The following is a 24,240-nucleotide window of genomic DNA, read 5'->3' on the forward strand; positions in this document are numbered from 1 at the left end:
TCAACCGGCACCGGGGCGTCACGTAACCTGTAAGACGGCCCGTCCCCGGACGGGCTATGGCGCGATCACCGGACCGCACACAGCGGGACGTGGCGCAAGCCCTCACCCATTGTCGAGTTAGCAGGAGACTTCCGTGTCGGCGTACGCGATCGTCAAGACCGGCGGCAAGCAGTACAAGGTGGCCGTCGGCGACGTCGTCGAGGTCGAGAAGCTCGAGGGCAAGCCGGGCACCGAGCACTCTTTCCCCGCCGTGCTGTACGTCGACGGCAGCGATGTCACGGCGGATGCCGAAGCACTCGCGAAGATCTCGGTCACCGGCAAGGTCGTCGAGCAGACCAAGGGTCCCAAGATCCGCATCCACAAGTTCAAGAACAAGACCGGCTACCACAAGCGGCAGGGTCACCGTCAGAAGCTGACCCGCGTCGAGGTCACCGGAATCACGAAGTAAGGAGCTGCAGGAGCCATGGCACACAAGAAGGGTGCGTCCAGCTCCCGCAACGGGCGCGACTCCAACCCCCAGTACCTCGGCGTCAAGCGCTACGGCGGTCAGCTCGTGAACGCCGGTGAGATCCTGGTCCGCCAGCGCGGCACCAAGTTCCACCCCGGCCTGAACGTCGGCCGTGGCGGCGACGACACGCTGTTCGCCCTCGCGGCGGGCACCGTCGAGTTCGGCGCGAAGCGTGGCCGCAAGACGGTCAACATCGTCCCGGCCGAGGCCTGAGGGTCCGGCTAGACAACCCAGCACCTTCAGCGAGGGGCGGGCCCGGAACAGATCCGGTCCCGCCCCTTGTTGCTGGAGATGGCTGATATCCCTCCGAAGAAACGAGAAGAGGCTTCACGATGGCGTCCCGGTTCGTTGACCGCGCGGTGATCCACGTCGCCGCGGGCGACGGCGGGCACGGCTGTGCCTCGATCCACCGCGAGAAGTTCAAGCCGCTCGGCGGCCCCGACGGGGGCAACGGCGGCAACGGCGGCGACGTGCGACTCGTCGTCGACCCGAACGTGCACACGCTGCTCGACTTCCACTTCCACCCCCACGCCAAGGCCACCAACGGCCGCCAGGGCCAGGGCAGCCACCGCGCGGGCGCGGCAGGCGAGACCCTGGAACTCAAGGTGCCCGACGGCACCGTCGTGATGTCCGAGGACGGCGAGGTCCTGGCGGACCTGGTCGGTCCGGGCACGACGTTCGTCGCCGCCCAGGGCGGGCGCGGCGGCCTCGGCAACGCGGCGCTGGCGTCCAAGGCCCGCAAGGCGCCCGGGTTCGCCCTGCTCGGCGAGCCCGGCGAGGAGCGCAGCCTCGTCCTGGAGCTGCGTTCGGTCGCCGACGCCGGCCTGCTCGGCTTCCCGTCGGCCGGCAAGTCGTCGCTGATCTCGGTGCTGTCCGCGGCCAAGCCGAAGATCGCCGACTACCCGTTCACGACGCTGGTGCCGAACCTCGGCGTGGTGAACGCGGGCGACACCGTGTTCACGATGGCCGACGTGCCCGGCCTGATCCCCGGCGCGAGCGAGGGCAAGGGGCTCGGCCTGGACTTCCTGCGCCACATCGAGCGCTGCGCGGTGCTGGTGCACGTCGTCGACTGCGCCACCTACGACCCGGGCCGTGACCCGGTGTCCGACGTAGACGCCCTCGAGGCCGAGCTGGCCCGCTACACCCCGGCGCTGGGCGGCGAGCTGGACTCCCGCCCGCGGGTCGTGGTGCTCAACAAGATCGACGTGCCGGACGCGGCCGAGCTGGCCGAGATGGTGCGTGGCGAGTTCGAGGCGCGTGGCCTGCCGGTGTTCGAGGTTTCCACGGTGACCCGCCAGGGCCTGCGTGAACTGACCTTCGCGTTGGCCAAGGAGGTCGAGAAGTACCGGGCGGCGCAGCCGGAGGCGGAGCCGACGCGGATCGTGCTGCGGCCGGTGGCGGTCGACGACTCGGGCTTCACCATCGAGGAGGACCCGGAGGAGCCGGGGGGCTTCATCGTGCGGGGCGCGCGTCCCGAGCGGTGGATCCGGCAGACCGACTTCGGCAACGACGAGGCCGTGGGTTACCTCGCGGACCGGCTCAACCGGCTGGGTGTCGAAGACGCGCTGGCCAAGCGCGGCGCCGAGCCGGGCTGCCCGGTGACGATCGGCAACATCACCTTCGAGTGGGAGCCCTCCACGCCGGGCGTGGCGGCGCACATGACGGGCCGGGGCACCGACGTGCGGCTGGAGCAGAACAACCGCGTGTCGGCCGCCGAGCGCAAGGAAGCCCGGCGCATCCGCCGTGACGGGCCGGACCAGCCCGAGGACGAGGACTCGACAGCACGATGAGCGTGGCCCGCAAAGCCGTCGCGGCGGCGGAACGGCTGGTCGTCAAGGTCGGCTCGTCGGCGCTGACCACCGCTGGTGACGGGCTCGACGTGACGCGGCTGAACGCGCTGGTCGACGCCATCGCGGCGCGGATCGCGCAGGGCAGCCAGATCGTGCTGGTGTCCTCGGGTGCGATCGGCGCCGGGCTGGCGCCGCTCGCGCTCGGCAAGCGGCCACGGGACCTCGCGACCCAGCAGGCCGCGGCGAGTGTCGGCCAATTGCAGCTCGCGCACGCCTACGCCGAGTCGTTCGGCCGGTACGCGCTGACGGTGGGCCAGGTGCTGCTCACGTCCGACGACGTGGTGCGCCGCGCGCACTACCGCAACGCGCAGCGGACGTTCTCGCGCCTGCTGGCGCTGGGCGCGGTGCCGGTGGTGAACGAGAACGACACGGTGGCCACCGAGGAGATCAAGTTCGGCGACAACGACCGCCTGGCGGCGCTGGTGGCGCACCTGATCGGCGCGGACGCCCTGGTGCTGTTGTCCGATGTGGACGGTCTGTACGACGGGGATCCGCGGTCCGGTTCGACGCGGCGCATCGCCGAGGTGACCGGCCCGGCGGATCTGGAGGGCATCGCCGTCGGCATGTCCAGTTCGGGGCTCGGTACGGGCGGGATGGTGTCCAAGCTGGCCGCCGCGCGCACGGCCGCGTCGGCGGGGATCCCGGTGCTGCTGGCCGCGGCGTCGGATGCTTCGCGCGCGTTGTCCACGGCCGAGGTCGGGACCGCTTTCCGAGCGGCCGACAGCCGGCTGTCCGCGCGCCGGTTCTGGCTCGGGTACGCGGCCGGCACGCGGGGGCGCCTGCACCTCGACGACGGTGCGGTGGCCGCGGTCGTGCGGCGCCGCCGGTCGTTGCTGGCCGCGGGGATCACCGGTGTGGACGGTGATTTCGAGGCGGGTGACGTGGTGGAGCTGGTCGACCCGGCGCAGCGTGTGGTGGCCCGTGGTGTGGTGGCGTTCGACGCGGGGGAGTTGCCCGAGCTGATCGGCCGGTCCAGCCACGAGCTGCCGGAGGAGCAGCGCCGGGAGGTCGTGCACGCCGACGATCTGGTGCCGTTCCGCCGTTAACGCAGTTCCGTGCCCTTCGTTTCGGGGAGGGTGAGCAGCACGAGGAACGCGATCACCGCGCCGGCCGCGACGTACCAGAAGAACAGGATCGACGCCCCGGCCGCGGAGAGCGCGCTGATGACCAGCGGCGCGGTGCCGCCGAACACGGCGACGGTGAGGTTGTACCAGGCGCCGATGCCGAGGCCGCGAAGTTCGGTGGGGAACAGTTCGCTCATGATCGCGGGCGCGAGGCTGGACAGGGCGGCGTAGAGCCCGAGGCCGACGCAGAAGACGACGAGCAGGTTGCCGAGGCCGGGTTTGACCAGTGTGGACAGCGGCACGATGAGGATCGCGGTGGCCGCGGACCAGGCGAACAGCTGGGGTTTGCGCCCGATGCGGTCGGAGAGCGCGCCGTAGGGGTACTGGAGCGCGACGAACAGCGCGGTGCCGATGGACAGCGCGAGGAAGACGTCGACGTCGTTGGCGTGGCGGGTCTTCACCGCGAACGGCGTGAGGGCGCTGAAGAACGTGTAGTAGCACAGCGTCGAGAGCATCGTGATGCCGACGAGCTGGCCGACGGCCTTGGGGTGTTCGCGCAGGGTGGTCAGCAGCGGGCGGCGGACGCGTTGCGCGCGGCCCTTGTTCTGCTCGAACTGCTCGGTCTCGGAGAGGCTGCGGCGCAGCCACAGCCCGACGATGCCGAGGACACCGCCGAGCAGGAACGGGATGCGCCAGCCGTAGGAGCTCATGGCGGCCTTGTCCATGGTGCGGGCGAGGACGAACCCGAGCACGGACGCGAGCAGCACCGCGGAGCCGGTGGAGATGTAGAAGAAGGACGAGTAGCGCCCACGCCACTTCGGCGGGGCGATCTCACCGAGGTAGGCGGAGGCGTTGGACACTTCGCCCCCGAGGGACAGCCCCTGCGCGATGCGCGCGAGGAGCAGCAGGATCGGTGCGAGCCAGCCGACCTGCTGGAAGGTGGGCAGGATCGCGATGACGATGGAGCCGCCCGCCATGAGCGTGATGGTGAGAATCATGGCCGGCTTGCGACCGCGCACGTCGGCGAACCGGCCGAGCAGCAGGCCGCCGAGGGGCCGGAAGAAGAAGGCGAGCGCGTAGGTGGCGAACGTGTTGATCTGGGCGAGCAGATCGTTGCCCGCGGGGAAGAACGCGGTGGCGAAGTAGATGCTGAACGTCGCGTAGATCGTCCAGTCGAACCACTCCAGCGCGTTGCCGACGCTGGCCGCGAACAACTTCCGGACGGGCAGCCGGTGCCGGACTTCTGTGCCCACCTTCGACTCGACCATGGCGCACCTCCACGTTCACCCGATGGGGTCGGACAATGCCACACCTCGGCCGCGACCGAAAGATTCTTTTCTGCCGGAAACGTGCTGACCTGTGCTTTTCTCCCCGGGGCGGGTCGAAGTGACACCCACGTGGCCGACGCACCCCACACCGCCGCGCCCCACGCGCGGCCCCCCGGCGGCCCCCGCCAGGCCGAGCCCCGCCGCTTGCCGTGCTGGCCGCTCGGCCCATGGCCGTCGCGCGAGTTGCGCCGTCTGCCCCGCAGGCTGCTTGGCCCGCGAGGCCCCGGGGGCGGGCTTTGCCGCTTGCCGTGCTGGCCGTTCGGCCCATGGCCGTCGCGCGCGAGTTGCGCCGTCTGCCCCGCAGGCTGCTTGGCCCGCGAGGCCTCGGGGCGGGCTTTGCCGCGTGCCGTGCAGGCGGTCCGGCCAGCGAGGCCCGGGCGAGCCCCGCCGCTTGCCCCGGACGCCGCTCGGCCCGCGAGGCCTGGCGGCGAGCTTGTCGCTTGGCCGGCAGGCCGTCCGGCTCGCAGGGCGACTGGGCCAACCGTGCGACGGGCGAGTCTTGCCGCTTGCCCTGTAGGGCCGTCCTGCCCGAAGTGCTGCCGAGCGAGCCGTACCGCCTCGCCAGCCGGGGGCGCCCGGTGGGCCGAGCCGCCAAGCGAGCCGTGCGCCCGGGCGAGCCGTCCCTCCGCACGGGCGGTGCCGCCGAGCCGGTGTGCCGCCGAGCGGTGTGCCGCCGGGCGAGCCGCACCGGGGCGAGCCGGGCACCCCGGCGAGCCGTGCCTCCGCACGGGCCGTGCCGCCGGGCCGGTCGTGCCGCCGGGCGAGGCATGTTGTCGGGGCAACTGGTCTGGCCAGCCAGCACCGGTGGCGTGCACCGTGCGGCCCCGGCCCGGCCAACGCAACCGCCTGTGAGGCTGCGGTTGGGCGATGCGCCGTGCTCAGCTCGCTGTCCGGTAGACGTTGGCGGTCAATCGGTTGCGAAGCCGCCCCGGTCCCGAAGGCTGGGCGCCGCGATCACGAATCCCCCGTCAATCCCCTCCCTTCAGTTCGTGCTCGCCAGCGCGAACGGCAGCACCGCAGGCGCCCCGCCCTGCCGTAGGAGCCGGGCGGCCAGCGTCATGCTCCAGCCGGTGTCCACGAGATCGTCCACAAGCAACACTGGGCCGTCCACCCCGGACAACTCCGCGGCCAGTGCACCCGGCACCGCAAGCGTTTGCCACAGGTCCGCGACCCGCTGCGCGCTGTTCGCCCGGCGTGGACGCCCGCCCCGGCTCTCCAGTGCGCCGAGGAAACGCAGTCGTCCGATCTGCGCCAGTCGGCTCGCCAGGTCGTGTACCAGGCGCGGCCGGGTCGCGGAGGGCATCGCCACCACGGCCACCGGCCTCTGCTCCCACCGCCAGGACGCCAGAACCTGAACGCAGGCCTGGAAAATGCGGTCCGGCACCTCGCCGTCGGCGGCCCGCTCGCCGACCAGCTCGCGCAACGGCCCGCCCCATCCGACGTCCGTCAGCCGTCCGAGTGTGCGTCCCGGCTCGGCCAGCTCGCCCTTCCCGATCCGCCCGGAGAGCGGCACGTCGAGCGACGCCATGCCCGTCGGCCACTGGCGACGCGGGCTCACCTCGACCCCGGGCCGCCGGAGTCGCTCGTCGGTCTGTTCGACCGCCTCCGCCGAAACGGTGACGTCCCGATGCTCGCCCGTGCAGTTGTCACACCGGCCGCACGGCTCGGCGTACGGGTCGTCGAGCTGACGGCGCAGGAACTCCATCCGGCACGAAGGGGTGGCCTGGTACTCCAGCATCGCCTGCTGTTCCGCCCGCCGCGCTTCGGCGACACGCTCGTACCGTTCGCGCTCGTAGTGCCAGTCCTGCCCCGTCGCCTCCCAGCCGCCCTTGACGCGCCGCACCGCGCCGTCCACGTCCAGCACCTTCAGCACCATCTCCAGCCGCGACCGGGACAGTTCGACCATCGGCTCGAGCGCCACCGTCGACAGTGGCCGGTCGGCGTAGGCGAGCGCGTTCAGCACCTGGTTGACGCGCTGCTCGTCCGGGAACGCGAGAGACGAGAAGTACCGCCAGATCTCGGCGTCCTCCGCGCCCGGCAGGAGGATCACCTCGGCCCGGCGCACGCCACGGCCGGCACGGCCGACCTGCTGGTAGTAGGCGATCGGCGAGGACGGCGCCCCGACGTGGACGACGAAACCGAGGTCGGGCTTGTCGAACCCCATGCCCAGCGCCGACGTCGCCACGAGTGCCTTGACCCGGTTGGCGAGCAGGTCGTCCTCGGCAGCCTCGCGATCGGCCGGCTCGGTCTTGCCCGTGTACGCCGTGACCGGAAACCCGCGCTCCCGCAACATCTCCGCGATGTCGTGCGCGGCGGCGACGGTGAGCGTGTAGATGATCCCGGACCCCGGCAGCTCGCCGAGCCGGTCCGCCAGCCACGCGAGCCGCGCCTGCGGGGTGGGCAGCTTCGCGACCGAGAGGTGCAGGCTCTCCCGGTCGAGCGGGCCGCGCAGCACCAGCGTGTCCCCGCCCTGGCCGAGCCCGAGCTGTTCGGCGACGTCGGTGACCACCCGGTCGTTGGCGGTGGCCGTGGTCGCCAGCACGGGCACGTCCTCAGGCAGCCCCGCGAGCAGCGTGCGCAGGCGGCGGTAGTCCGGCCGGAAGTCGTGACCCCAGTCGGAGATGCAGTGGGCCTCGTCGACGACCAGCAGGCCGGCCGTGGTGGTCAGCTTGGGCAGCACCGTGTCGCGGAAGTCGGGGTTGTTCAGCCGCTCCGGACTCACCAGCAGCACGTCGATCTCGCCGGCGGCGATGCGCGCCTGCACGTCGTCCCACTCCTGCTGGTTGGCCGAGTTCATCGTCGCCGCGTGGATGCCTGCCCGCCCGGCCGCCGCGATCTGGTTGCGCATCAACGCCAGCAGCGGCGAGATGATGACCGTCGGACCCGCTCCTCGCTCGCGTAGCAGCGCGGTGGCCAGGAAGTACACGGCCGACTTGCCCCAGCCGGTGCGCTGCACGACGAGGGCGCGCCGGTGGTGGGCGACCAGTGCCTCGATGGCTGTCCACTGGTCGTCGCGCAGGGTCGCGCCCTCTCCGGCCAGTGCCCGGAGCAGCGTTTCGGCGCGTTCGCGCAGGAGGTGAAGGTCCACGGGTCAACGTCTACCCGAAGGCTGCGACGAAACCGAGCCGAGTACCGCACGAGTGGACCAGTCGTCGAGTAATGTGACGCAAGACACAGCGAATGTCCGCATCAGGACACCCGAACGGCCGAGTCTCCTAGCTGTCGGGGTTCACTTGCGGGTTCGCCGGCGCCTCCGGAGGTTCCCCTCGAACCCCCGGCGGAGCGAAGTGCGCGGGTGCTGTTACCGGGGAGCGGGGCAGTACCCGCGCACTCGCGCTTCTACGATCCGTTCATGTCACCACGCCGAATCGGGGTCATGGGCGGCACGTTCGACCCCGTCCACCACGGCCACCTCGTCGCGGCCAGTGAGGTGCAGTCCCGGTTCGACCTCGACGAAGTGATCTTCGTGCCGACCGGCCAGCCGTGGCAGAAGTCCGGCAGGCAGGTCACCAGGGCCGAGGACCGCTACCTCATGACCGTCATCGCCACCGCCTCCAACCCGGTCTTCTCGGTGAGCCGGGTGGACATCGACCGCGGCGGCGAGACCTACACCGTCGACACCCTGCGTGACCTCAAGGCCGAGTACCCCGAGGACGAGCTCTTCTTCATCACCGGCGCCGACGCGCTGGAACAGATCCTGACCTGGCACAACGCCGACGAGCTGTTCACCCTCGCGCACTTCATCGGCGTCACCAGGCCCGGGTACAAGCTCAACGACCACCACCTGCCCAGCGGCAAGGTGAGCCTGGTCGAGGTGACCGCGATGGCCATCTCCTCGACCGGCTGCCGCGAACGCGTCGAGCACGGCGAACCGATCTGGTACCTGGTGCCCGACGGCGTCGTCCGGTACATCGACAAGCGCGGGCTGTACCGCAAGCCTGCCTGACACGCCGCCGGGGCCGTGGACGGCGGCAGGTACCCTCGGTGGACCGACGGTCTCAGGATGAGGGAGCACAGGAGTGGCAGCGACGTCCCAGGCACGTGACATCGCGACCGTGGCGGCGCACGCCGCCGCGGACAAGAAGGCCACCGACGTGGTGGTGCTGGACGTCTCCGAGCAGCTCGTCATCACCGACGTGTTCGTCATCGCCTCGGCGCCCAACGAGCGCCAGGTGGGGGCCATCGTGGACAACGTCGAGGAGAAGCTGCGGGAGGCCGGGCACAAGCCGGTCCGCCGCGAGGGTGCGCGCGAGGGCCGCTGGGTCCTGCTCGACTTCGTCGACGTCGTGGTGCACGTCCAGCACGACGAGGAGCGCTCGTTCTACGGCATCGAGCGGCTGTGGAAGGACTGCCCCCGCATCGAGGTCGACGGGCTCGCCGAGGCCGTCGACGCCGGGGACGCCTCGTGAGTTTCCGGCGCCTCGTGCTGTGGCGTCACGGGGAGACCGACTACAACGCCGCCGGCCGCATGCAGGGCCACCTGGACTCGGCGCTCACCGAGGTGGGCTGGAACCAGGCCCGCTTCGCCGCGCCCGCGCTCGCCCGCTTCGAGCCCGACCTGGTCATCTCGTCCGACCTGCACCGGGCGATGGACACCGCGACCGTGCTCACCGAGGCGATCGGGGTGCCGCTGCGCATCGACAAGCGCCTGCGGGAGACCCACCTCGGCGAGTGGCAGGGGCTGACCGGCGCCGAGGTCGACGAGGGCTGGCCCGGCGACCGCGCCATTTGGCGCGTGGACGCCACCTGGGCGCCCCCGGGTGGCGAGTCCCGCGTCGAGGTCGCCGAGCGCGCCTCCGAGGTCGTCAGCGACCTGCTGGCCGGCGACGACCCGGGTGAGACCGTGCTGCTGGCCGCGCACGGCGGCCTGATCACGGCCCTCACCGGCAAGTTGCTGGACCTGCCGGTCGAGGCGTGGCCGCAGCTCGGCGGGATCGGCAACTGCCACTGGGTCGAGCTGGGCCTGCGCGACGGCCGCTGGCGGCTGCACGCCTACAACGCCGGAATGCTCGGCTGAGATGCCGAGGCTGCTGGTCTTCGGGGACTCGCTGAGTTTCCAGGGCCCGGAGAGCCCCTGCGCGGCCGACGAGCCGCGACTGTGGCCGAACATCGCCGCCGCGACTCTCGGCGGCAGCGCGGAGCTCGTGGCGTCCGCGGGCTGGACGGCGCGCGACGCGTGGTGGGCCATGATCGGCGACCCCCGGGTGTGGGCCGATTTGAAGCACGCCGACGTCGTGGTGCTGGCCGTGGGGAGCATGGACACGCTGCCGTCGCCGTTGCCGACCTACCTGCGCGGCGGCCTGCGGTACCTGCGGCCGTCCGGGCTCCGCCGCGCCGTCCGCAAGGCGTACCTGGCCGCCCAGCCGCGGCTGGCGGTCGCGATGCGCGGCCGCCCGCGGGTCCTGCCCGCGAAGCTGACCGTGCACTACCTCGACCGGGCGGTCTACGCGCTGCGCATCCTGCGGCCGGAGCTGCCGATCGTGGCCGTCCTGCCGAGCGTCCACCGCGCGTCGTCCTACGGCAACGTGCACACCGGCCGGGAGGAGACGGCGGCCGCCATCGCCGCCTGGTCGCGGCGGGTGGACGTGCCGTTGCTGAACCTGGCCGAGGTCGTGGGGGAGCACGTCCTGAGCGGTCGCGGCAACCCGGACGGCATGCACTGGGGCTGGGAGGGGCACGCGCTCGTGGGCAAGGCGATGGCCGCGCTGATCGGTCCGCTCCTGGCCCCCGGCGAATCGCCTGCCGGCACGTAGGCTGACCGTCGTGCCGGTTGCCGTCATCACGGATTCCACCGCCCATCTGCCCGAGGGCTTCGCCGAGCGCCACGCCCTGCGCGTCGTCCCGCTGCACGTCCTGATCGACGGGGTCGCCGCGCTCGACGGTGTCGAGGTGGGGGCGGCGGCGCTCGCCGAGGCGCTGGGCCAGCGCCGGATCGTGACCACCTCGCGCCCGACGCCCGGTGAGTTCGCCGCGGCCTTCCGCGAAGCGCTGGAGGCGGGCGCGGACTCGGTCGTGTCGATCCACCTGTCCAGCGAGATCTCCGGGACCTGGGAGTCCGCGGTGCTGGCCGCGCAGGAGGTCGGGCCGGACCTGGTGCGGGTCGTCGACTCGCGGGGAACCGCCATGGCGCTGGGGTTCGCGGCGCTGCACGCGGCTCGCGCGGCGTCGGCCGGCGCGTCGGCGGCCGAGGTGGAAGCGGCCGCGACGGCGGCGGTGCACTGCTCGGAGACCCTGTTCGTGGTCGAGACCTTGGAGTACCTGCGGCGGGGCGGCCGCATCGGCGCGGCGGCGGCGCTGCTGGGCACCGCGCTGGCCATGAAACCGGTGCTGCACCTGGACGACGGCCGGATCCAGCCGCTGGAGAAGGTGCGCACGATGAACCGCGCCACCGCGCGCCTGGTCGAGCTCGCGGAGGAGGCCGCGCGGGGGGAGCCGGTCGAGGTCGCCGTGCACCACCTCGCTTCGCCGCAGCGGGCGGTGGAACTGGCGAACCGCATCGAGGAGCGGTTGACCGTCGTCGAGGGTTGCGTGGTGTCGGAACTGGGTGCGGTGATCGGCGCGCACACCGGGCCGGGCGTCGTCGGCGTTGTCGTGCAACGGAATCCAGGCGGTCCTGGAAGCCGCTGAGCTTCCCGGGGACTCAGGAACCCTTTTCGCGCAAGCGCTTTGGGTCTGGCGTCCAAACCCTTCCACGTTGCCATACGCCACCGACAGAAAACCCTGGCTCGGCGGCAGAACGCGCCACTTGTCCACAGACCCCCACTTGTCCACAGCCTTCCCGATTCCCACTTCTCCATCCTCTCCGCGCCCCCTAGCGTCGAATGCGTGTTCGAACGATCAGCCCCGGAATCGCCGGGCATTCCCGTCAACCGCCGGCTCGAGCAGCTCGCCGGTCAGGCCCTCGCGGCCGACCGCGACACCGGGCCGCCGGGTGCCGTCGGGCGGCTGGTCGAGCGCTGGGTGCCCGAGTCGCTCACCGGCAGCCCTCAGCGGCGGCGCCTGACCACGGTGCTGCTGGCCCTGGTCGGCGTCCTGGTGCTCGTCGGAACGTCGATCGCGCTCCTCGGTGGTAGTCCGCCCGTCGAACGCGCGCCGGTGCTGCCCGCGGCGCCGGACCGGCCCGCGCCGGTCAGCGCATCGGCCAGCCGGGTCGCCGACAGTTCGCTGGTGATCAGCGTGGTCGGCAAGGTCCGGAACCCCGGGCTCGTCACGGTCCCCGGCGGTGCGCGGGTGGCGGACGCCCTCCGCGCGGCAGGCGGCGCGATCGAGGGTACCGACGTCACGGCGCTGAACCTCGCGCGCAAGTTGTCCGACGGCGAGCAGATCTACGTCGGCATCCCGCCGCCTGCCGGCGTGCAGCAGCCGGCCGAGAGCGGCGGCGCCCCCGCGCTCGTCGACCTGAACACGGCCAGCGCCGAGCAACTCGACGCCCTGCCGGGGATCGGCGAGGTCACCGCCCAGCGCATCATCGACTGGCGCACGAAACACGGGTCGTTCAGGTCGATCGACCAGCTGCGTGAGGTCGAGGGCATCGGCGAGACACGACTGTCCCGGCTGCGAGAGCAGGTGACGGTCTCGTGATCACGGAACCCGTTGTCCGGCACGACTTTCGCCTGGTGCCGGCCGCGTTGTCGCTGTGGCTCGGAGCGCTGCTCGGACTGTTGTGGACGTGGTGGCTGGCTCTGGCGTGCGGCGCCGCGGCGGTGCTGGTGTCCCTGGGGCTGCTGATCAAGCTGCGCCCGGCCCGGTCGCGCTGGTGGGCGGGCGCGGCGGCGCTGCTCGTGGCCGGTCTCCTGCTCGCCGGTCCGCTCGGCCTCCGGTTGAACCGGGCGGAGCGCGACCCGCTTCACGGCCTCGCGCAGCGGGGCACGGAGGTGACCCTGCGGGTGCTGGTGACGGAACGTCCGAAACCCGTGCGGTCGGCCGGGTATGCAGATCAGCAGGCCGGGCCGAGGTCAGTGGTGATCGTGGCCGACGTCCTGCACGCGGAACGTCACGCTGAGCCGGTGGTCTCGACCGGACGGGTCGCGCTGCTCGCGCCGTTCGCGACGTGGAGCGAGATCATTCCGGGTCAGGAGGTCACCGCGAGCGGCGAGCTGGCCCCGCCGCGGGACGCTGACCTGACCGTGGCCGCGGTTCACGTTCGCGGGCCGCCCGTGGAAGCTACGGAGGCGCCCTGGTGGCAGCGCGCCGCGGAATCGATGCGTGAGGCGCTCCGCAACGCGTGCGCGGTCCTGCCCGAGGAGCAGGCCGGGCTGGTGCCGGGGCTCGTCGTGGGCGACACGAGCGGGCTGTCCGAACGGCTCGACCGCGAGTTCACCGACGCTGGCCTCACGCACCTGATGGCGGTCAGCGGGTCCAACGTCGCGATCGTGTGCGGCGCTGTGCTGCTGCTGTTACGGCTGTTGCGGTCAGGACCACGGTTGTCCGCGGCGCTGTCCGGGGCGGCACTGGCCGGGTTCGTGGTCCTGGCGGGCGGGGAGCCGAGCGTCCTGCGGGCGGGAGTCATGGGCGCGATTGCCCTGCTGGCGTTGGCGCTGGGGCGGGAACGCTCAGTCGTCCCCGCACTGGCAGCCGCGACCTGCGTCCTCGTGGCGTGGGACCCGGCGATGGCCGTCAGCTTCGGCTTCGCGCTGTCGGTGATCGCGACGGCCGGGCTGGTGCTCCTGGCGCCGCGGTGGGCGGAGAGCCTTCAGCGGCGCGGCGTTCCGCCGGGCTTCGCCGAAGGGCTGGCGGTTCCGGCGGCGGCGTTCGTCGTGACAGCGCCTGTCGTGGCCGGCATGGCCGGGCAGCTCAGCCTGGTCAGCGTGGCGGCGAACGTGCTGGCCGCGCCCGTGGTCGCGCCGGCGACCGTGTTCGGGGTGCTCGCGACGGTCGTCGCGACCGCGTGGCCTGCCGGAGGTGAGTTGGTCGTCCGGCTGGCCGGGCCTGAGGCGGGCTGGTTGATTCTCGTGGCGCGGCGGGCGTCGGAGGTGCCCGGTGCGGTGCTGGCGTGGCCCAGCGGCTGGTGGGGCGGGTTTCTCGCGCTGGTGGTCGCCATCGCCGTGGTTCTGGCACTGCGCCGTCGGCGCTTGCGGGTGCTGCTGGCGCTCGTGCTGGCCGGGGTGCTGCTGCTCGTCGTCCCGGGCAAGGTGATCGCACCCGGCTGGCCGCCACCGGGATGGGCGGTGGTCGCCTGTGACGTCGGTCAGGGCGACAGCCTCGTGCTGGCCACCGGTGAGCCCGGACGGGCGGTGGTGGTGGACGCCGGGCCCGAGCCGGGGCCGGCCGACCGGTGTCTGGACCGGCTGGGCATCGAGCGGGTGCCGCTGGTGGTGCTGAGCCACCTGCACGCCGACCACGTCGGCAGACTCGACTCGGTGTTCGAGGGACGCTCGGTGGGCGCGATCGCGGTCGGGCCCGGGCGGCAGCCCGGCTGGGCGTGGCGGCAGGCCGGTCAGATCGCGGCCCGCCACCGGGTCCCGCTGCTCGAACTGGACCTCGGCCGGCGGCTCGAGTGGCCGGCGCTGAGCCTCGAAGTGCTGGGACCCAGATACGTGTCCGAAGGGGAGGACGACGACGGCACACAGATCAACAACAGCTCGGTGGTGCTACGAGCCCGCACACCGGCCGGCAGCGTGCTGCTGACCGGCGACGTCGAACTCGCCGCACAAGCCGACCTGCTGGCCGCCGGAACGGATCTGCACGCCGAGATCCTGAAGGTGCCGCACCACGGCAGCAGGTTCTCGCTGCCCCAGTTCCTGGCCGCGGTGTCCGCGCGGCTGGCGCTGGTGAGCGTCGGTTCGGGCAACCGTTACGGCCACCCGAACCGGACGACGCTCGACACCCTGACCGCGGACGGTGCGCTCATCGCCCGCACGGACACCGACGGCGACACCGCGGTGATCCCCGACCAGACCGGACCGGCGGTCGTTCGCCGGGGAAAGTGAGGTGGAACCTTGATCAGAGGCGCCGGGCCTGGCAGAGACCCGGGACCCGTCAGAGGCCCAGGGCCTTGTGCACGGCCGCCGCCGACGGCGGGACCGTCGCCTTCGGGCCGACCTCGTTCTCGATGGCGTCCAGGGTTTTCAGGCCGTCACCGGTGATGAGCAGGACGGTCTCGGCGTCCGGGTCGATCTTGCCCGCCTCGATGAGCTTCTTCGCCGTCGCGACGGTGACACCACCGGCGGTCTCGGTGAAGATCCCCTCGGTGCGGGCGAGCAGGCGGATGCCCTCGACGACCTCTTCGTCGGTCACGTCCTCGATCGCGCCGCCCGTGCGGCGAACCGTGTCGAGCACGTAGGGGCCGTCGGCCGGGTTGCCGATTGCGAGCGAGCGGGCGATGGTGTCCGGCTTGACCGGCTGCACCACGTCGTGGCCGTTGCGGAACGCCGCGGACACCGGCGAGCAGCCGGCGGCCTGCGCGCCGAACACCTTGTACGGGGTGTCGTCGACCAGGCCGAGCTTGGCGAACTCGCGGAAGCCCTTGTCCACCTTGGTCAGCTGGGAGCCCGAGGCGATCGGCACGACGATCTGCTCGGGGATCCGCCAGCCGAGCTGCTCGGCGACCTCGTAGGCGAGCGTCTTCGAGCCCTCGGAGTAGTAGGGGCGGACGTTGACGTTCACGAACGCCCAGTTCTCGTGCTCGGCGGCCAGCTCGGTGGCGAGGCGGTTGACGTCGTCGTAGTTGCCGTCGACAGCGATCAGGTTGCCGTCGTAGACCGCGGTGGTCAGCACCTTGGCGCGCTCGAGCGAGGAGGGGATCAGCACCACGGACTGCCAGCCGGCGCGGGCCGCGGCCGCGGCGACGGCGTTAGCCAGGTTGCCGGTGGAGGGGCAGGCCAGGGTGTCGAACCCGAACTCGCGAGCCGCGGCCAGCGCGACGGCGACGACGCGGTCCTTGAACGAGTGGGTGGGGTTGCCGGTGTCGTCCTTGACCCACAGGCTCTTCACACCGAGAGCCTTGGCGAGCCGGTCGGCCTTCACCAGCCTGGTACAGCCGGGCTCGGTGTTCGGGATCTCCTCGACGTTCGAGGGCACCGGCAGCAGCCGCTTGTAGCGCCAGATGTTGCGCGGCCCCGCCTCGATGTCCTCGCGGCGGACACGACCGAAGTCGTAGGCGACCTCCAGCGGCGAAAAGTCCTCGGCGGAGACGAACTCCGGGGCGAGCGGCTGGCGGTGGCCCTCTTCCTTGGAGACCAGTTCCACGGCCGGACCGAGGTCGACGGTGCGACGGGTGGTGGTCGAATCGAGGGCTGCAGTCATCGCGAGGTTCCTTTCCTCATCTGCCCCGCTGACGCGGGCCGGAATTGGCACCGTGATCGTCAGCTACCTCGCGGAATCGAGATGACAGGCTGACGCCGGTTGCCGGGGCTTCGTCGGGCCGTTCCCTCTGCCCCTCTGGATGAGCGGTATTCGGTTGTGGTGGCTGTCGCGCTCGCGCGATGCCTGGTTGACAACATACGGCACCACGCTCGGAGCACGCCATGCCCCTGCGGGTTTCATCACGCTCCGGAGCTGTCGGTGGTCCGTGGGAGGATCTGAACCGTGACCGCGCCGGCAACCACCTCCGCCCCCCTGCAGCTCGTGCTCGGCGAAGAGGAGCTGCTCGTCGAGCGCGCCGTCCGCGCCGCCCTGGAACAGGCACGCAGGGAGGACGCGACGGCCGAGCTGACGAAGGTCCGGGTGTCCGATCTCACGCCGCCCGGCCTGGCCGAGCTGGTCAGCCCGTCGCTGTTCAGCGAGGGACGGGTCATCGTGCTGGAAGGCGCGCAGGACATCGGCCAGGAGCTGGCCGACGCGGTGCTCGCCTACGCGAAGATGCCTGCCGACGGTGTCGTCCTGGTCGTCGTGCACACCGGCGGCGGCCGCAGCAAGGCGGCCAAGTCGCTGCCCGCGGCGCTGCGCAAGGCCGGCGCCCAGGTCACCGAATGCCCGAAGATCACCCGGCCGGCCGATCGGGAGTCGTTCGTCCGCAACGAGGTGCGGCAGGCCGGCGGCAAGATCGACCCGGCCGGGGTGGCCGCGTTGATCGATGCCGTCGGATCCGACCTGCGAGAGCTGGCCGCGGCGGCGTCACAGCTGGTGGCGGACTCGGGCGGCCGGGTCGACGAGGAAGCCGTACGCCGCTACCACCGGGGCCGCGCGGACGTGACGGGCTTCGCGGTCGCGGAAAAGGCCGTCGCGGGCGAGCGCGGAGCGGCGCTCGAAGCGATGCGGTGGGCGCTCCAGATCGGCGTGGCGCACGTCCTGATCGCCGACGCCCTCGCGGACGCCGTCCGCACCATCGCCCGCGTGTCGGCGGCCGGCCGCGGCAACCCGAACCAGATGGCCGGTGAGCTGGGCATGCCGCCGTGGAAGATCCGCAAGGCGCAGGGGCAGTCCCGCGGGTGGACGCAGGCCGGACTGGCCGACGCGATGGCCGTGGTGGCGCGGGTGAACGCCGAGGTCAAGGGTCAGGCCGCGGACCCGGCCTACGCGCTCGAACGGGCCGTCCTGGAACTCGCCGCCGCCCGCGACAAGCGCTGAGTTCAGCGCCGCGGTCGGGCCGCGGCCGTTCGGCTCCTGGAAGCGGGGCGCGGTGGGGTGGGGAAGGTTTCGGCGTTCGGGACGAGCGCTGAGTTCGGTGCGCGAGTCGGACTGCGGTTGCTTGGTGTGGGGTGGGGCGGGCTCATCATCGCTCGGAACGAGCGTGAGTTCGCTGACCGGCGGGTCCGGGTGAGGGGCTGGCGCCTGCTGCGCCAATGGCTGTGCGGCCGCCGGAGCCGAGCGTGTAGGGAGTTGCGGGTTCAAGTCCCGTCACTCGCGAACCCGGCACCCCTGGACGGCAGAAGGGCGGGCACCCTGCTGGATGCCCGCCCCTCGGAAGATCAAGCTCAGAGCTGGTTGACGCGCTTGGCCATCGCCGACTTCTTGTTGGCGGCCTGGTTCGCGTGGATGACGCCCTTGCTGGCGGCCTTGTCCAGGGCGCGAGCGGCAGCCTGCTGCAGCTCGACGGCCTTGGCCTTGTCGCCCGCCTCGGCGGCCTCGCGGAACTTGCGGATCGCGGTCTTCACCGAGGACTTGACCGACTGGTTGCGCTGGCGCGCCTTCTCGTTGGTCTTGATGCGCTTGATCTGGGACTTGATGTTGGCCATGAAGGCGCTCCTTCGATCTGTCGGTGGCTTCGCTGCCGCGCTGTACCGGCCCCGGCGTGCGGGTTTCCTCCCTGGCGGAATGCCGCACGGCAACGACCGACAAGGTTAGCAGGGCGCTACGGTGGCACTCGCACTGGCTGGGGAGGCTGCAGGTGAACGGCACGGCGCTCGGGCTCGTCCTCGTCGCCGCCGTCGTGCACGCCGGGTGGAACCTCGCCGCCAAGCGGGTCGACGACGGGGCCCGGTTCGTCTTCCTCTACTACACCGTCTCGGCGGTGGTCTGCGCACCGGTCGCGGTCGTGGCGCTGGTGATCGAGGGGCAGCATCCACAGTGGACCTGGCTGCCCGCGGCGCTGCTGACCGCGATGTTCCACATCGCCTACGGCATCGTGCTGCAGCGCGGCTACCGCGTCGGCGACCTGTCCGTCGTCTACCCGCTGGCGCGGGGGAGCGGGCCACTGCTGTCGGTGCTCGCGGCGGTCGTCCTGCTCGGCGAGCGGCCCGGGTGGCTCGGGCTCGCCGGCGCCCTGCTCGTCGTGACCGGGGTGCTGGTGATCGGGCTCGGCTCGCGCTCGGCGGCGGACGCCCGCGCCCGCCGGGCCGGGGTCTTCTACGGGCTGCTCACCGGCGTCACCATCGCGGCCTACACGCTCTGGGACGACCATGCCGTCAACGCCCTCGCCGTCCCGCCGCTGACCTACTTCGCCGCCGGCGCGGTGCTGCAGAGCCTGCTGCTCGCGCCCACGGCCGTGCGGGCGGACGGGCGGATCGGCGCGCTGTGGCGGGCGCACTGGCGGGAGGCGGTGGCCGTCGGGGTGCTGTCGCCGGTCGCCTACGTGCTCGTGCTCTACGCGATGCGCATGGCGCCGGTCAGCCTGGTCGCGCCCGCGCGTGAGGTGAGCATCGTGCTGGGCGGGATCGCGGCCTGGCTCGTGCTGCGCGAGCCGCACCCGGTGCGCCGCCTGGTCGGCTCGGTCGTCGTCCTGGCCGGAATTGCCGCGATTGCGGCTTCCTGACCAGGTGGGGTAGGCAGGAGGTATGGACGTCCTGAGCAGCCGGGTGCTGATCCACCCCCGCGACCCCGAGAAGACCACGGCGTTCTACCGGGACGTGCTCGGCCTGGCCATCTACCGCACGTTCCCCGGGGGGACCGTGTTCTTCACCGGCCAGGGTTACCTGGAGGTCGTCGGCCGCGGCGAGAAGGGCACCAGCCCGGACGTGGAGCTGTGGTTCCAGGTCCGCGACCTCAAAGCCACGCTGGACGAGCTGGCCGAACGCGGGGTCGTGCCGGACCGCGAGGCCCGCCGCGAGCCGTGGGGCCTGGACGAGGCGCGCATCTCCGACCCGGACGGGACGTCGATCGTGCTGGTGGAGATCCCGCCGGACCATCCACTGCGGACGGACATCCGCCCGCAGTGAGCGGCCACGCGCGACCGGCGGCGGGCCTGGGATTGTTCCGGCGCGTTGGCGGATCCCGCGGGGCCGGGGTTCGTCTCGCGTCGCTGGTGGTGCCTGGGGGCTGATTCCTGGGGGCGCTGACCGTGGATTTCGCGGGGGCTGGGTTGGACTCGCGCCGCCGATGGCGTGCGCGGCGCTGGTGACGGCGGATCTCGCGGGGGCGGTTTTGATTCTGGGGTAGCAGGGCGGCTCAGGCGGGGCGGTGGGCGCGGAACTGGGCGGCCAGCGGCGCGGTGACCCCCGGCGGTTGCCACACCCATGTCTGCAGGTCCGTGAAACCCGCCTCGACCAGTTCGGCCGCCAGCTCGTGCCGCGGCACCGGGAGCCACTTTTCGTGCGCCGAGAGGATCAGCCGGCCGCCCGGGCGCAGCACCCGCCGCAGCTCGTGGAAGCCCGCGGGGCGGTCGTCCCACAGTTGGACGTTGTTCACGCTCACCACCACGTCCACGGAGGCCTCGTCCAGGCCCGTCCGCTCGGCCGAACCGCGGGCCAGCCGGACCCGGCCTGCCGCGATCTCCGCCGCGCAGCGGGCCTGCGCCAGCTCCAGCATCTCCGGCGACGGGTCCACCCCGTGCGCCAGCGCCGCGCGCCGGCCGGCCAGGCGCAGGCCCACCCCGGGACCGGGGCCGACCACCAGGACCGTCTCCTCCCGGGTGAGCCTCGCCACGTCCACGACGTGCGATTCCGTCGCGCCGTTCGCGTGGGCCATCACGGCCCCGCCGATGCGGCCCAGCAGGCCGCGGGGGTGACCGAAGGCCCGGTCCAGGATCTGCTCGATGGTTGTGCTCATACCTCCAGGTCAGCACTCGCCACCGCTCACCGGCATCGGGGATGACCCGGAAATCGGGCATGGGAACATGGAGTCGTACCCCACGACGAGCCGAGGATCCGAGTGAGCACGTTCGCCGACCAGACCTTCACGCCGCCGGAGCAGATCCGGAACTTCTGCATCATCGCGCACATCGACCACGGCAAGTCCACCCTGGCCGACCGGATGCTGCAGCTCACCGGCGTGGTCGAGGAGCGGGCCATGCGCGCGCAGTACCTCGACCGGATGGACATCGAGCGCGAGCGGGGCATCACGATCAAGGCCCAGAACGTGCGCCTCCCGTGGCAGGTCGACGGCCGCGACCACGTCCTGCACCTCATCGACACCCCGGGCCACGTGGACTTCACCTACGAGGTCTCCCGGGCGCTGGAGGCGTGCGAGGGCGCGATCCTCCTGGTCGACGCGGCACAGGGCATCGAGGCGCAGACCCTGGCCAACCTGTACCTGGCGCTGGAGAAGGACCTGCACATCATCCCGGTCCTGAACAAGATCGACCTCCCCGCGGCCGACCCCGACAAGTACGCCGCCGAGCTGGCGCACATCATCGGCTGCGACCCGTCCGAGGTGCTGCGCGTCTCGGCGAAGACCGGCATGGGCGTGCCCGACCTCCTAAACGAGGTCGTCCGCCAGGTGCCGCCGCCGGTGGGCGACGCGGACGCCCCGGCCCGCGCGATGATCTTCGACTCGGTCTACGACACCTACCGCGGCGTGGTCACCTACATCCGCGTCGTGGACGGCAAGATCACCCCGCGCGAGCGGATCCGGATGATGTCCACCGGCGCCACGCACGAGCTGCTGGAAGTCGGCATCATCTCGCCGGAGCCCAAGCCCAGCGCCGGTCTCGGCGTCGGCGAGGTGGGTTACCTGATCACCGGCGTGAAGGACGTCCGCCAGTCCCGGGTCGGTGACACCGTCACCTCCGAGCGCAAGGGCGCCACCGAGCCGCTGGCCGGCTACCGCGACCCCAAGCCGATGGTGTTCTCCGGCCTCTACCCGGTGGACGGCTCGGACTACCCGGAGCTGCGGGAGGCGCTGGAGAAGCTGCAGCTCAACGACGCGGCGCTGACCTACGAGCCGGAGACGTCGGTCGCGCTCGGCTTCGGCTTCCGCTGCGGCTTCCTCGGCCTGCTGCACCTGGAGATCACCCGCGACCGCCTGGAGCGCGAGTTCGGCCTGGACCTGATCGCCACCGCGCCGAACGTGGAGTACCGCGTGGTGCAGGACGACGGCACCGAGGTGCACGTCACCAACCCGTCCGACTGGCCGACCGGCGTGAAGATCGCCGAGGTGCACGAGCCGCTGTCGAAGGTCACCGTGATCGCCCCGTCGGAGTTCATCGGCGCGATCATGGAGCTGTGCCAGAGCAAGCGCGGCAACCTGCTCGGCATGGACTACCTGTCGGAGGACCGCGTCGAGCTGCGCTACAACCTGCCGCTCGCCGAGATCATCTTCGACTTCTTCGACTCGCTGAAGTCCCGCACCCGCGGCTACGCCTCGCTGGACTACGAGGAGGCCGGCACGCAGGTCGCCGACCTGGTGAAGGTCGACATCCTGCTGCAGGGCGAGCCGGTCGACGCGTTCTCCGCGATCGTGCACAAGGACGCCGCCTACGGCTACGGCAACAAGATGGCGGGCCGCCTGCGTGAGCTGATCCCGCGGCAGCAGTTCGAGGTGCCGATCCAGGCCGCGGTCGGGTCGCGGATCATCGCGCGCGAGACGATCCGCGCCATCCGCAAGGACGTGCTTTCCAAGTGCTACGGCGGTGACATCTCGCGGAAGCGGAAGCTGCTGGAGAAGCAGAAGGAAGGCAAGAAGCGGATGAAGAACATCGGCCGGGTCGAGGTTCCGCAGGAGGCCTTCGTCGCGGCGCTGTCCACCGACGAGCCCTCCGGCGACAAGGGCAAGAAGAAGTAGCGGCCGCTCAGGCGGTGCCGGAGATCCGGGCCGCCTCGACGAACACCGCGCACCGGCGCTCCTCGGCCATCACGCGGTCGTAGGTGTCCCAGTCGTCGTGGGTGCCGCCGGCCGCGGTGAAGATGTCGCGCAGCAGCCGGGGCAGGCCGGCCGGGTCGAAGGCTTCGTCCGGGTGGTCCGGGCCGATCAGCCGCACCGGTCCCTGCACCGCCGCCCACGTCCAGCCGCGCCGGAACACCACGGTCGCGTTGCCCCGCGCGCGCAGCAGGTCCAGCTTCTTCGCGTGGCCGACCGCCACGAACGCGACGGACGGGCGGCCGGACACCGGGTCGTCGAGGACCCCGGCGTTGACCACCGAAGCGTGCACCGAGCCGTCCGCCCGCGCGACCGCCACCGTGGCCAGGCCGGTTTCCTGGGCGGCGAGCGAGCGGACGGCGTCGAGGTTCGTCATGGGGCCAAGCTAGCGCCGGGAGCGCCGCCGGAACAACGCGCCCGCGACCGGCACCGCGACCAGCGTGATCCCGCCCCACCACAGCAGCGCGAGCCAGGCCGAGTTCCCGACCGGCCCGCCGAGCAGCAGCGCCCGCACGCTGTCGACCACCGGGGTGACGGGCTGGATCTCCACGAACGCGCGCAGCCCGTCCGGCATCGTGCTCGGGGGCACGAACGCGCTGCTCAGGTACGGCACGAACACCAGGATCATGCCCAGCCCGGCGCCGCTCTCCGTGCCGCCGGCGACCAGCCCGAGGATCGCCGCGATCCACGAGATCGCCACCGTGAACACCAGCAGGATGCCGAGCGCGGCCAGCCACCCGCCGACACCCGCGGTGGGGGAGAAGCCGATGAGCAGGCCGACGCCGATCATGATCGCGAGCGACAGCGCGTTCCGGACGATCGCCCCGGCGATGTGCCCGGTGAGCACCGCGACGCTCGACATCGGCATCGAGCGGAACCGTTCCACCACACCGCGTTCGAGGTCGTCCGCGACGCCGACGGTGGTGGAGGTCGAGTTGAACGTGACGCTGATGGCGATGATCCCGGCGAGCACGTAGTCGATGTAGGCCGTGCCGCCCGTGTTGATCGCGCCGCCGAACACGTAGCGGAACATCAGCATGATCGCGACGGGCAGGAAGATCGCCGTCATCGCCTGGTCGGGGGAGCGCAGGATGTGCCGCACCGACCGTCCGATGAGGACGGCCGAGTTGTTGGCGTTCCAGTACAGGGTGCTCATCGGGCCGCTCCGATCGTCGTCGAGCCGGTCAGGGACAGGAAGACGTCGTCGAGCGACGGGCGGGTCAGCGCGAGGTCGGCGACCTCCGCGCCGGCCTGGTCGAGGCGCTCCAGGACCTCGCGGACGTCACGGGCGCCGTCGACGGGCACGTTCAGCACCAGGCCCTCCCCGGCGTGCGTCTCGCCGAGCACCAGCCGGGCCACCTCGAACGTCTCCGCCGTGGCGAAGGTCAGGTCGAGGCGCTCGCTGCCGACGCGCTGCTTGAGCGACGCCGGCGTGCCCTCGGCCACGACCCGCCCGCCGTCGATCACCGCGACCCGGTCGGCCAGCTCGTCGGCCTCCTCCAGGTACTGGGTGGTGAGCAGGACCGTCACGCCACCGGCCAGCAGGTCGCGCACGGTCTCCCAGACACCGGCGCGGCTGCGCGGGTCCAGCCCGGTGGTGGGCTCGTCAAGGAACAGCACCGGCGGCGCGGTGATCATGCTGATCGCCAGGTCGAGGCGCCGTTCCATGCCGCCGGAGTAGGTCTTCACCGGCCGTCCGGCGGCCTCGGTCAGGTCGAACTTCTCCAGCAGTTCGCTTGCCCGGCGGCGGGCCGCGGCGGTGCCGAGCCGGAACAGGCGGCCCATCATCACCAGGTTCTCGTAGCCGCTCAGCAGGCGGTCGACCCCGGTCTGCTGGCCGGTCACCCCGATGATCCGCCGCACGTCCCGCGCCTGCCGCACCACGTCGAACCCGCCGACCCGCACCGAACCCGCGTCCGGCGCGAGCAGGGTCGTCAGGATGCGGACGGTGGTGCTCTTGCCCGCGCCGTTGGGCCCGAGCAGGGACACGACGCTGCCGCGCTCGACGGTGAGGTCGACACCACCGAGCACCTCTCTGCCCCCGAAGGCCTTGCGCAGGCCGCTGACCTCGATCATCACTCTCTCCCCTGGAACTGTGT

23 protein-coding genes and 1 riboswitch are annotated in these 24,240 nt (G+C 71.9%); of the genes, 15 read left to right on the top strand and 8 right to left on the bottom strand.

Translation table 11 applies throughout. From position 1 onward, the window contains the following. Window positions 1–133: 133 nt before the first annotated feature. The 4 genes from rplU to proB all read left to right on the top strand — a co-directional run bounded on the left by rplU (window position 134) and on the right by proB (window position 3,404). Window positions 134–448 carry a 50S ribosomal protein L21 gene (gene rplU, locus ABZ193_RS27865; RefSeq protein WP_017987730.1) on the top strand — a complete coding sequence of 105 codons (315 nt, stop codon included), beginning with the start codon at window positions 134–136 and terminating at the stop codon, window positions 446–448. Window positions 449–463: 15 nt separating this feature from the next. Further along, entirely contained in the window at window positions 464–721 is a 258-nt protein-coding gene (gene rpmA / locus ABZ193_RS27870) for a 50S ribosomal protein L27 (protein ID WP_017987731.1), read from the top strand. A 119-nt stretch (window positions 722–840) separates the two neighbouring features. Then, window positions 841–2,298 (top strand): GTPase ObgE, encoded by a 1,458-nt coding sequence (obgE, locus tag ABZ193_RS27875; protein WP_020420799.1) that lies wholly within the window; start codon window positions 841–843, stop codon window positions 2,296–2,298. Beyond that, window positions 2,295–3,404: a glutamate 5-kinase gene (gene proB / locus ABZ193_RS27880; RefSeq protein WP_237337353.1), complete on the top strand. Its 1,110-nt coding sequence runs from the start codon at window positions 2,295–2,297 to the stop codon at window positions 3,402–3,404. The genes obgE and proB overlap by 4 nt, the downstream gene beginning before the upstream one ends. Here the strand turns inward: proB and ABZ193_RS27885 are convergent. Beyond that, window positions 3,401–4,690, bottom strand: coding sequence for an MFS transporter (locus ABZ193_RS27885; RefSeq protein ID WP_237337352.1), 1,290 nt, complete (start codon window positions 4,688–4,690; stop codon window positions 3,401–3,403). The genes proB and ABZ193_RS27885 overlap by 4 nt on opposite strands. Window positions 4,691–5,732: 1,042 nt before the next feature. Continuing rightward, entirely contained in the window at window positions 5,733–7,838 is a 2,106-nt protein-coding gene (locus ABZ193_RS27890; RefSeq protein WP_354712061.1) for a RecQ family ATP-dependent DNA helicase, read from the bottom strand. A gap of 264 nt (window positions 7,839–8,102) precedes the next feature. Here ABZ193_RS27890 and nadD point away from each other — a divergent pair, with 264 nt between their 5' ends. The 7 genes from nadD (at window position 8,103) to ABZ193_RS27925 (ending at window position 14,679) form a co-directional block, all read left to right on the top strand. Beyond that, window positions 8,103–8,696: a nicotinate-nucleotide adenylyltransferase gene (gene nadD, locus ABZ193_RS27895; protein ID WP_081617688.1), complete on the top strand. Its 594-nt coding sequence runs from the start codon at window positions 8,103–8,105 to the stop codon at window positions 8,694–8,696. A gap of 73 nt (window positions 8,697–8,769) precedes the next feature. Beyond that, window positions 8,770–9,159: a ribosome silencing factor gene (rsfS, locus tag ABZ193_RS27900; RefSeq protein ID WP_020420803.1), complete on the top strand. Its 390-nt coding sequence runs from the start codon at window positions 8,770–8,772 to the stop codon at window positions 9,157–9,159. Next, entirely contained in the window at window positions 9,156–9,767 is a 612-nt protein-coding gene (locus ABZ193_RS27905; RefSeq protein ID WP_354712063.1) for a histidine phosphatase family protein, read from the top strand. Before rsfS ends, ABZ193_RS27905 begins: the two co-directional genes overlap by 4 nt. 1 nt (window position 9,768) lies before the next feature. Then, the gene (gene octT, locus ABZ193_RS27910) at window positions 9,769–10,503 is read left to right on the top strand and encodes a diglucosylglycerate octanoyltransferase (RefSeq protein ID WP_354712064.1); all 735 of its coding nucleotides are present in this window, start codon (window positions 9,769–9,771) and stop codon (window positions 10,501–10,503) included. A 10-nt stretch (window positions 10,504–10,513) separates the two neighbouring features. Then, window positions 10,514–11,377, top strand: a complete 864-nt coding sequence (locus ABZ193_RS27915; protein ID WP_020420806.1) for a DegV family protein — start codon at window positions 10,514–10,516, stop codon at window positions 11,375–11,377. Window positions 11,378–11,575: 198 nt separating this feature from the next. Further along, complete coding sequence (locus ABZ193_RS27920) at window positions 11,576–12,331, top strand: ComEA family DNA-binding protein (protein WP_354712065.1); 756 nt, start codon at window positions 11,576–11,578, stop codon at window positions 12,329–12,331. Continuing rightward, window positions 12,328–14,679 (top strand): ComEC/Rec2 family competence protein, encoded by a 2,352-nt coding sequence (locus ABZ193_RS27925; RefSeq protein ID WP_354712066.1) that lies wholly within the window; start codon window positions 12,328–12,330, stop codon window positions 14,677–14,679. The genes ABZ193_RS27920 and ABZ193_RS27925 overlap by 4 nt, the downstream gene beginning before the upstream one ends. Before the next feature lie 49 nt (window positions 14,680–14,728). Here ABZ193_RS27925 and thrC read toward each other — a convergent pair whose 3' ends face one another. After that, window positions 14,729–15,994, bottom strand: a complete 1,266-nt coding sequence (gene thrC, locus ABZ193_RS27930; RefSeq protein WP_020420809.1) for a threonine synthase — start codon at window positions 15,992–15,994, stop codon at window positions 14,729–14,731. A 13-nt stretch (window positions 15,995–16,007) separates the two neighbouring features. Beyond that, window positions 16,008–16,140: riboswitch (SAM riboswitch) on the bottom strand. Between the two features lie 136 nt (window positions 16,141–16,276). Here thrC and holA point away from each other — a divergent pair. Continuing rightward, window positions 16,277–17,257, top strand: a complete 981-nt coding sequence (holA, locus tag ABZ193_RS27935) for a DNA polymerase III subunit delta (protein WP_020420810.1) — start codon at window positions 16,277–16,279, stop codon at window positions 17,255–17,257. A 347-nt stretch (window positions 17,258–17,604) separates the two neighbouring features. Here the strand turns inward: holA and rpsT are convergent, their stop codons facing one another. Continuing rightward, window positions 17,605–17,865, bottom strand: a complete 261-nt coding sequence (gene rpsT / locus ABZ193_RS27940) for a 30S ribosomal protein S20 (RefSeq protein WP_020420811.1) — start codon at window positions 17,863–17,865, stop codon at window positions 17,605–17,607. A gap of 152 nt (window positions 17,866–18,017) precedes the next feature. Here rpsT and ABZ193_RS27945 point away from each other — a divergent pair, with 152 nt between their 5' ends. Together ABZ193_RS27945 and ABZ193_RS27950 are read left to right on the top strand one after the other, a co-directional pair. Then, window positions 18,018–18,881 carry an EamA family transporter gene (locus ABZ193_RS27945; RefSeq protein WP_354712067.1) on the top strand — a complete coding sequence of 288 codons (864 nt, stop codon included), beginning with the start codon at window positions 18,018–18,020 and terminating at the stop codon, window positions 18,879–18,881. Between the two features lie 22 nt (window positions 18,882–18,903). Continuing rightward, a complete protein-coding gene (locus tag ABZ193_RS27950) occupies window positions 18,904–19,284 on the top strand; it encodes a VOC family protein (protein ID WP_020420813.1) in 381 nt (126 codons plus the stop codon). 229 nt (window positions 19,285–19,513) lie between these two features. On the opposite strand, the gene ABZ193_RS27955 is transcribed toward ABZ193_RS27950, so the two are convergent. Continuing rightward, entirely contained in the window at window positions 19,514–20,113 is a 600-nt protein-coding gene (locus ABZ193_RS27955; protein WP_237337346.1) for a methyltransferase domain-containing protein, read from the bottom strand. A gap of 102 nt (window positions 20,114–20,215) precedes the next feature. Here ABZ193_RS27955 and lepA point away from each other — a divergent pair, with 102 nt between their 5' ends. Next, window positions 20,216–22,066 (top strand): translation elongation factor 4, encoded by a 1,851-nt coding sequence (gene lepA, locus ABZ193_RS27960; RefSeq protein WP_354712068.1) that lies wholly within the window; start codon window positions 20,216–20,218, stop codon window positions 22,064–22,066. Window positions 22,067–22,073: 7 nt separating this feature from the next. Here lepA and ABZ193_RS27965 read toward each other — a convergent pair whose 3' ends face one another. The 3 genes from ABZ193_RS27965 to ABZ193_RS27975 are packed head-to-tail and all read right to left on the bottom strand — an operon-like array spanning window position 22,074 to window position 24,217. Then, on the bottom strand, window positions 22,074–22,517 hold the full coding sequence (locus tag ABZ193_RS27965; protein WP_020420816.1) for a pyridoxamine 5'-phosphate oxidase: 444 nt from the start codon (window positions 22,515–22,517) through the stop codon (window positions 22,074–22,076). Between the two features lie 9 nt (window positions 22,518–22,526). Beyond that, window positions 22,527–23,297 carry an ABC transporter permease gene (locus tag ABZ193_RS27970; protein WP_354712070.1) on the bottom strand — a complete coding sequence of 257 codons (771 nt, stop codon included), beginning with the start codon at window positions 23,295–23,297 and terminating at the stop codon, window positions 22,527–22,529. Beyond that, a complete protein-coding gene (locus tag ABZ193_RS27975; RefSeq protein WP_354712071.1) occupies window positions 23,294–24,217 on the bottom strand; it encodes an ATP-binding cassette domain-containing protein in 924 nt (307 codons plus the stop codon). The genes ABZ193_RS27970 and ABZ193_RS27975 overlap by 4 nt, the downstream gene beginning before the upstream one ends. Between the last annotated feature and the right edge of the window lie 23 nt (window positions 24,218–24,240).

The organism is Amycolatopsis sp. NPDC006125 (genome assembly GCF_040614195.1).
In the GTDB taxonomy this organism is placed as follows: domain Bacteria; phylum Actinomycetota; class Actinomycetes; order Mycobacteriales; family Pseudonocardiaceae; genus Amycolatopsis_E; species Amycolatopsis_E tucumanensis.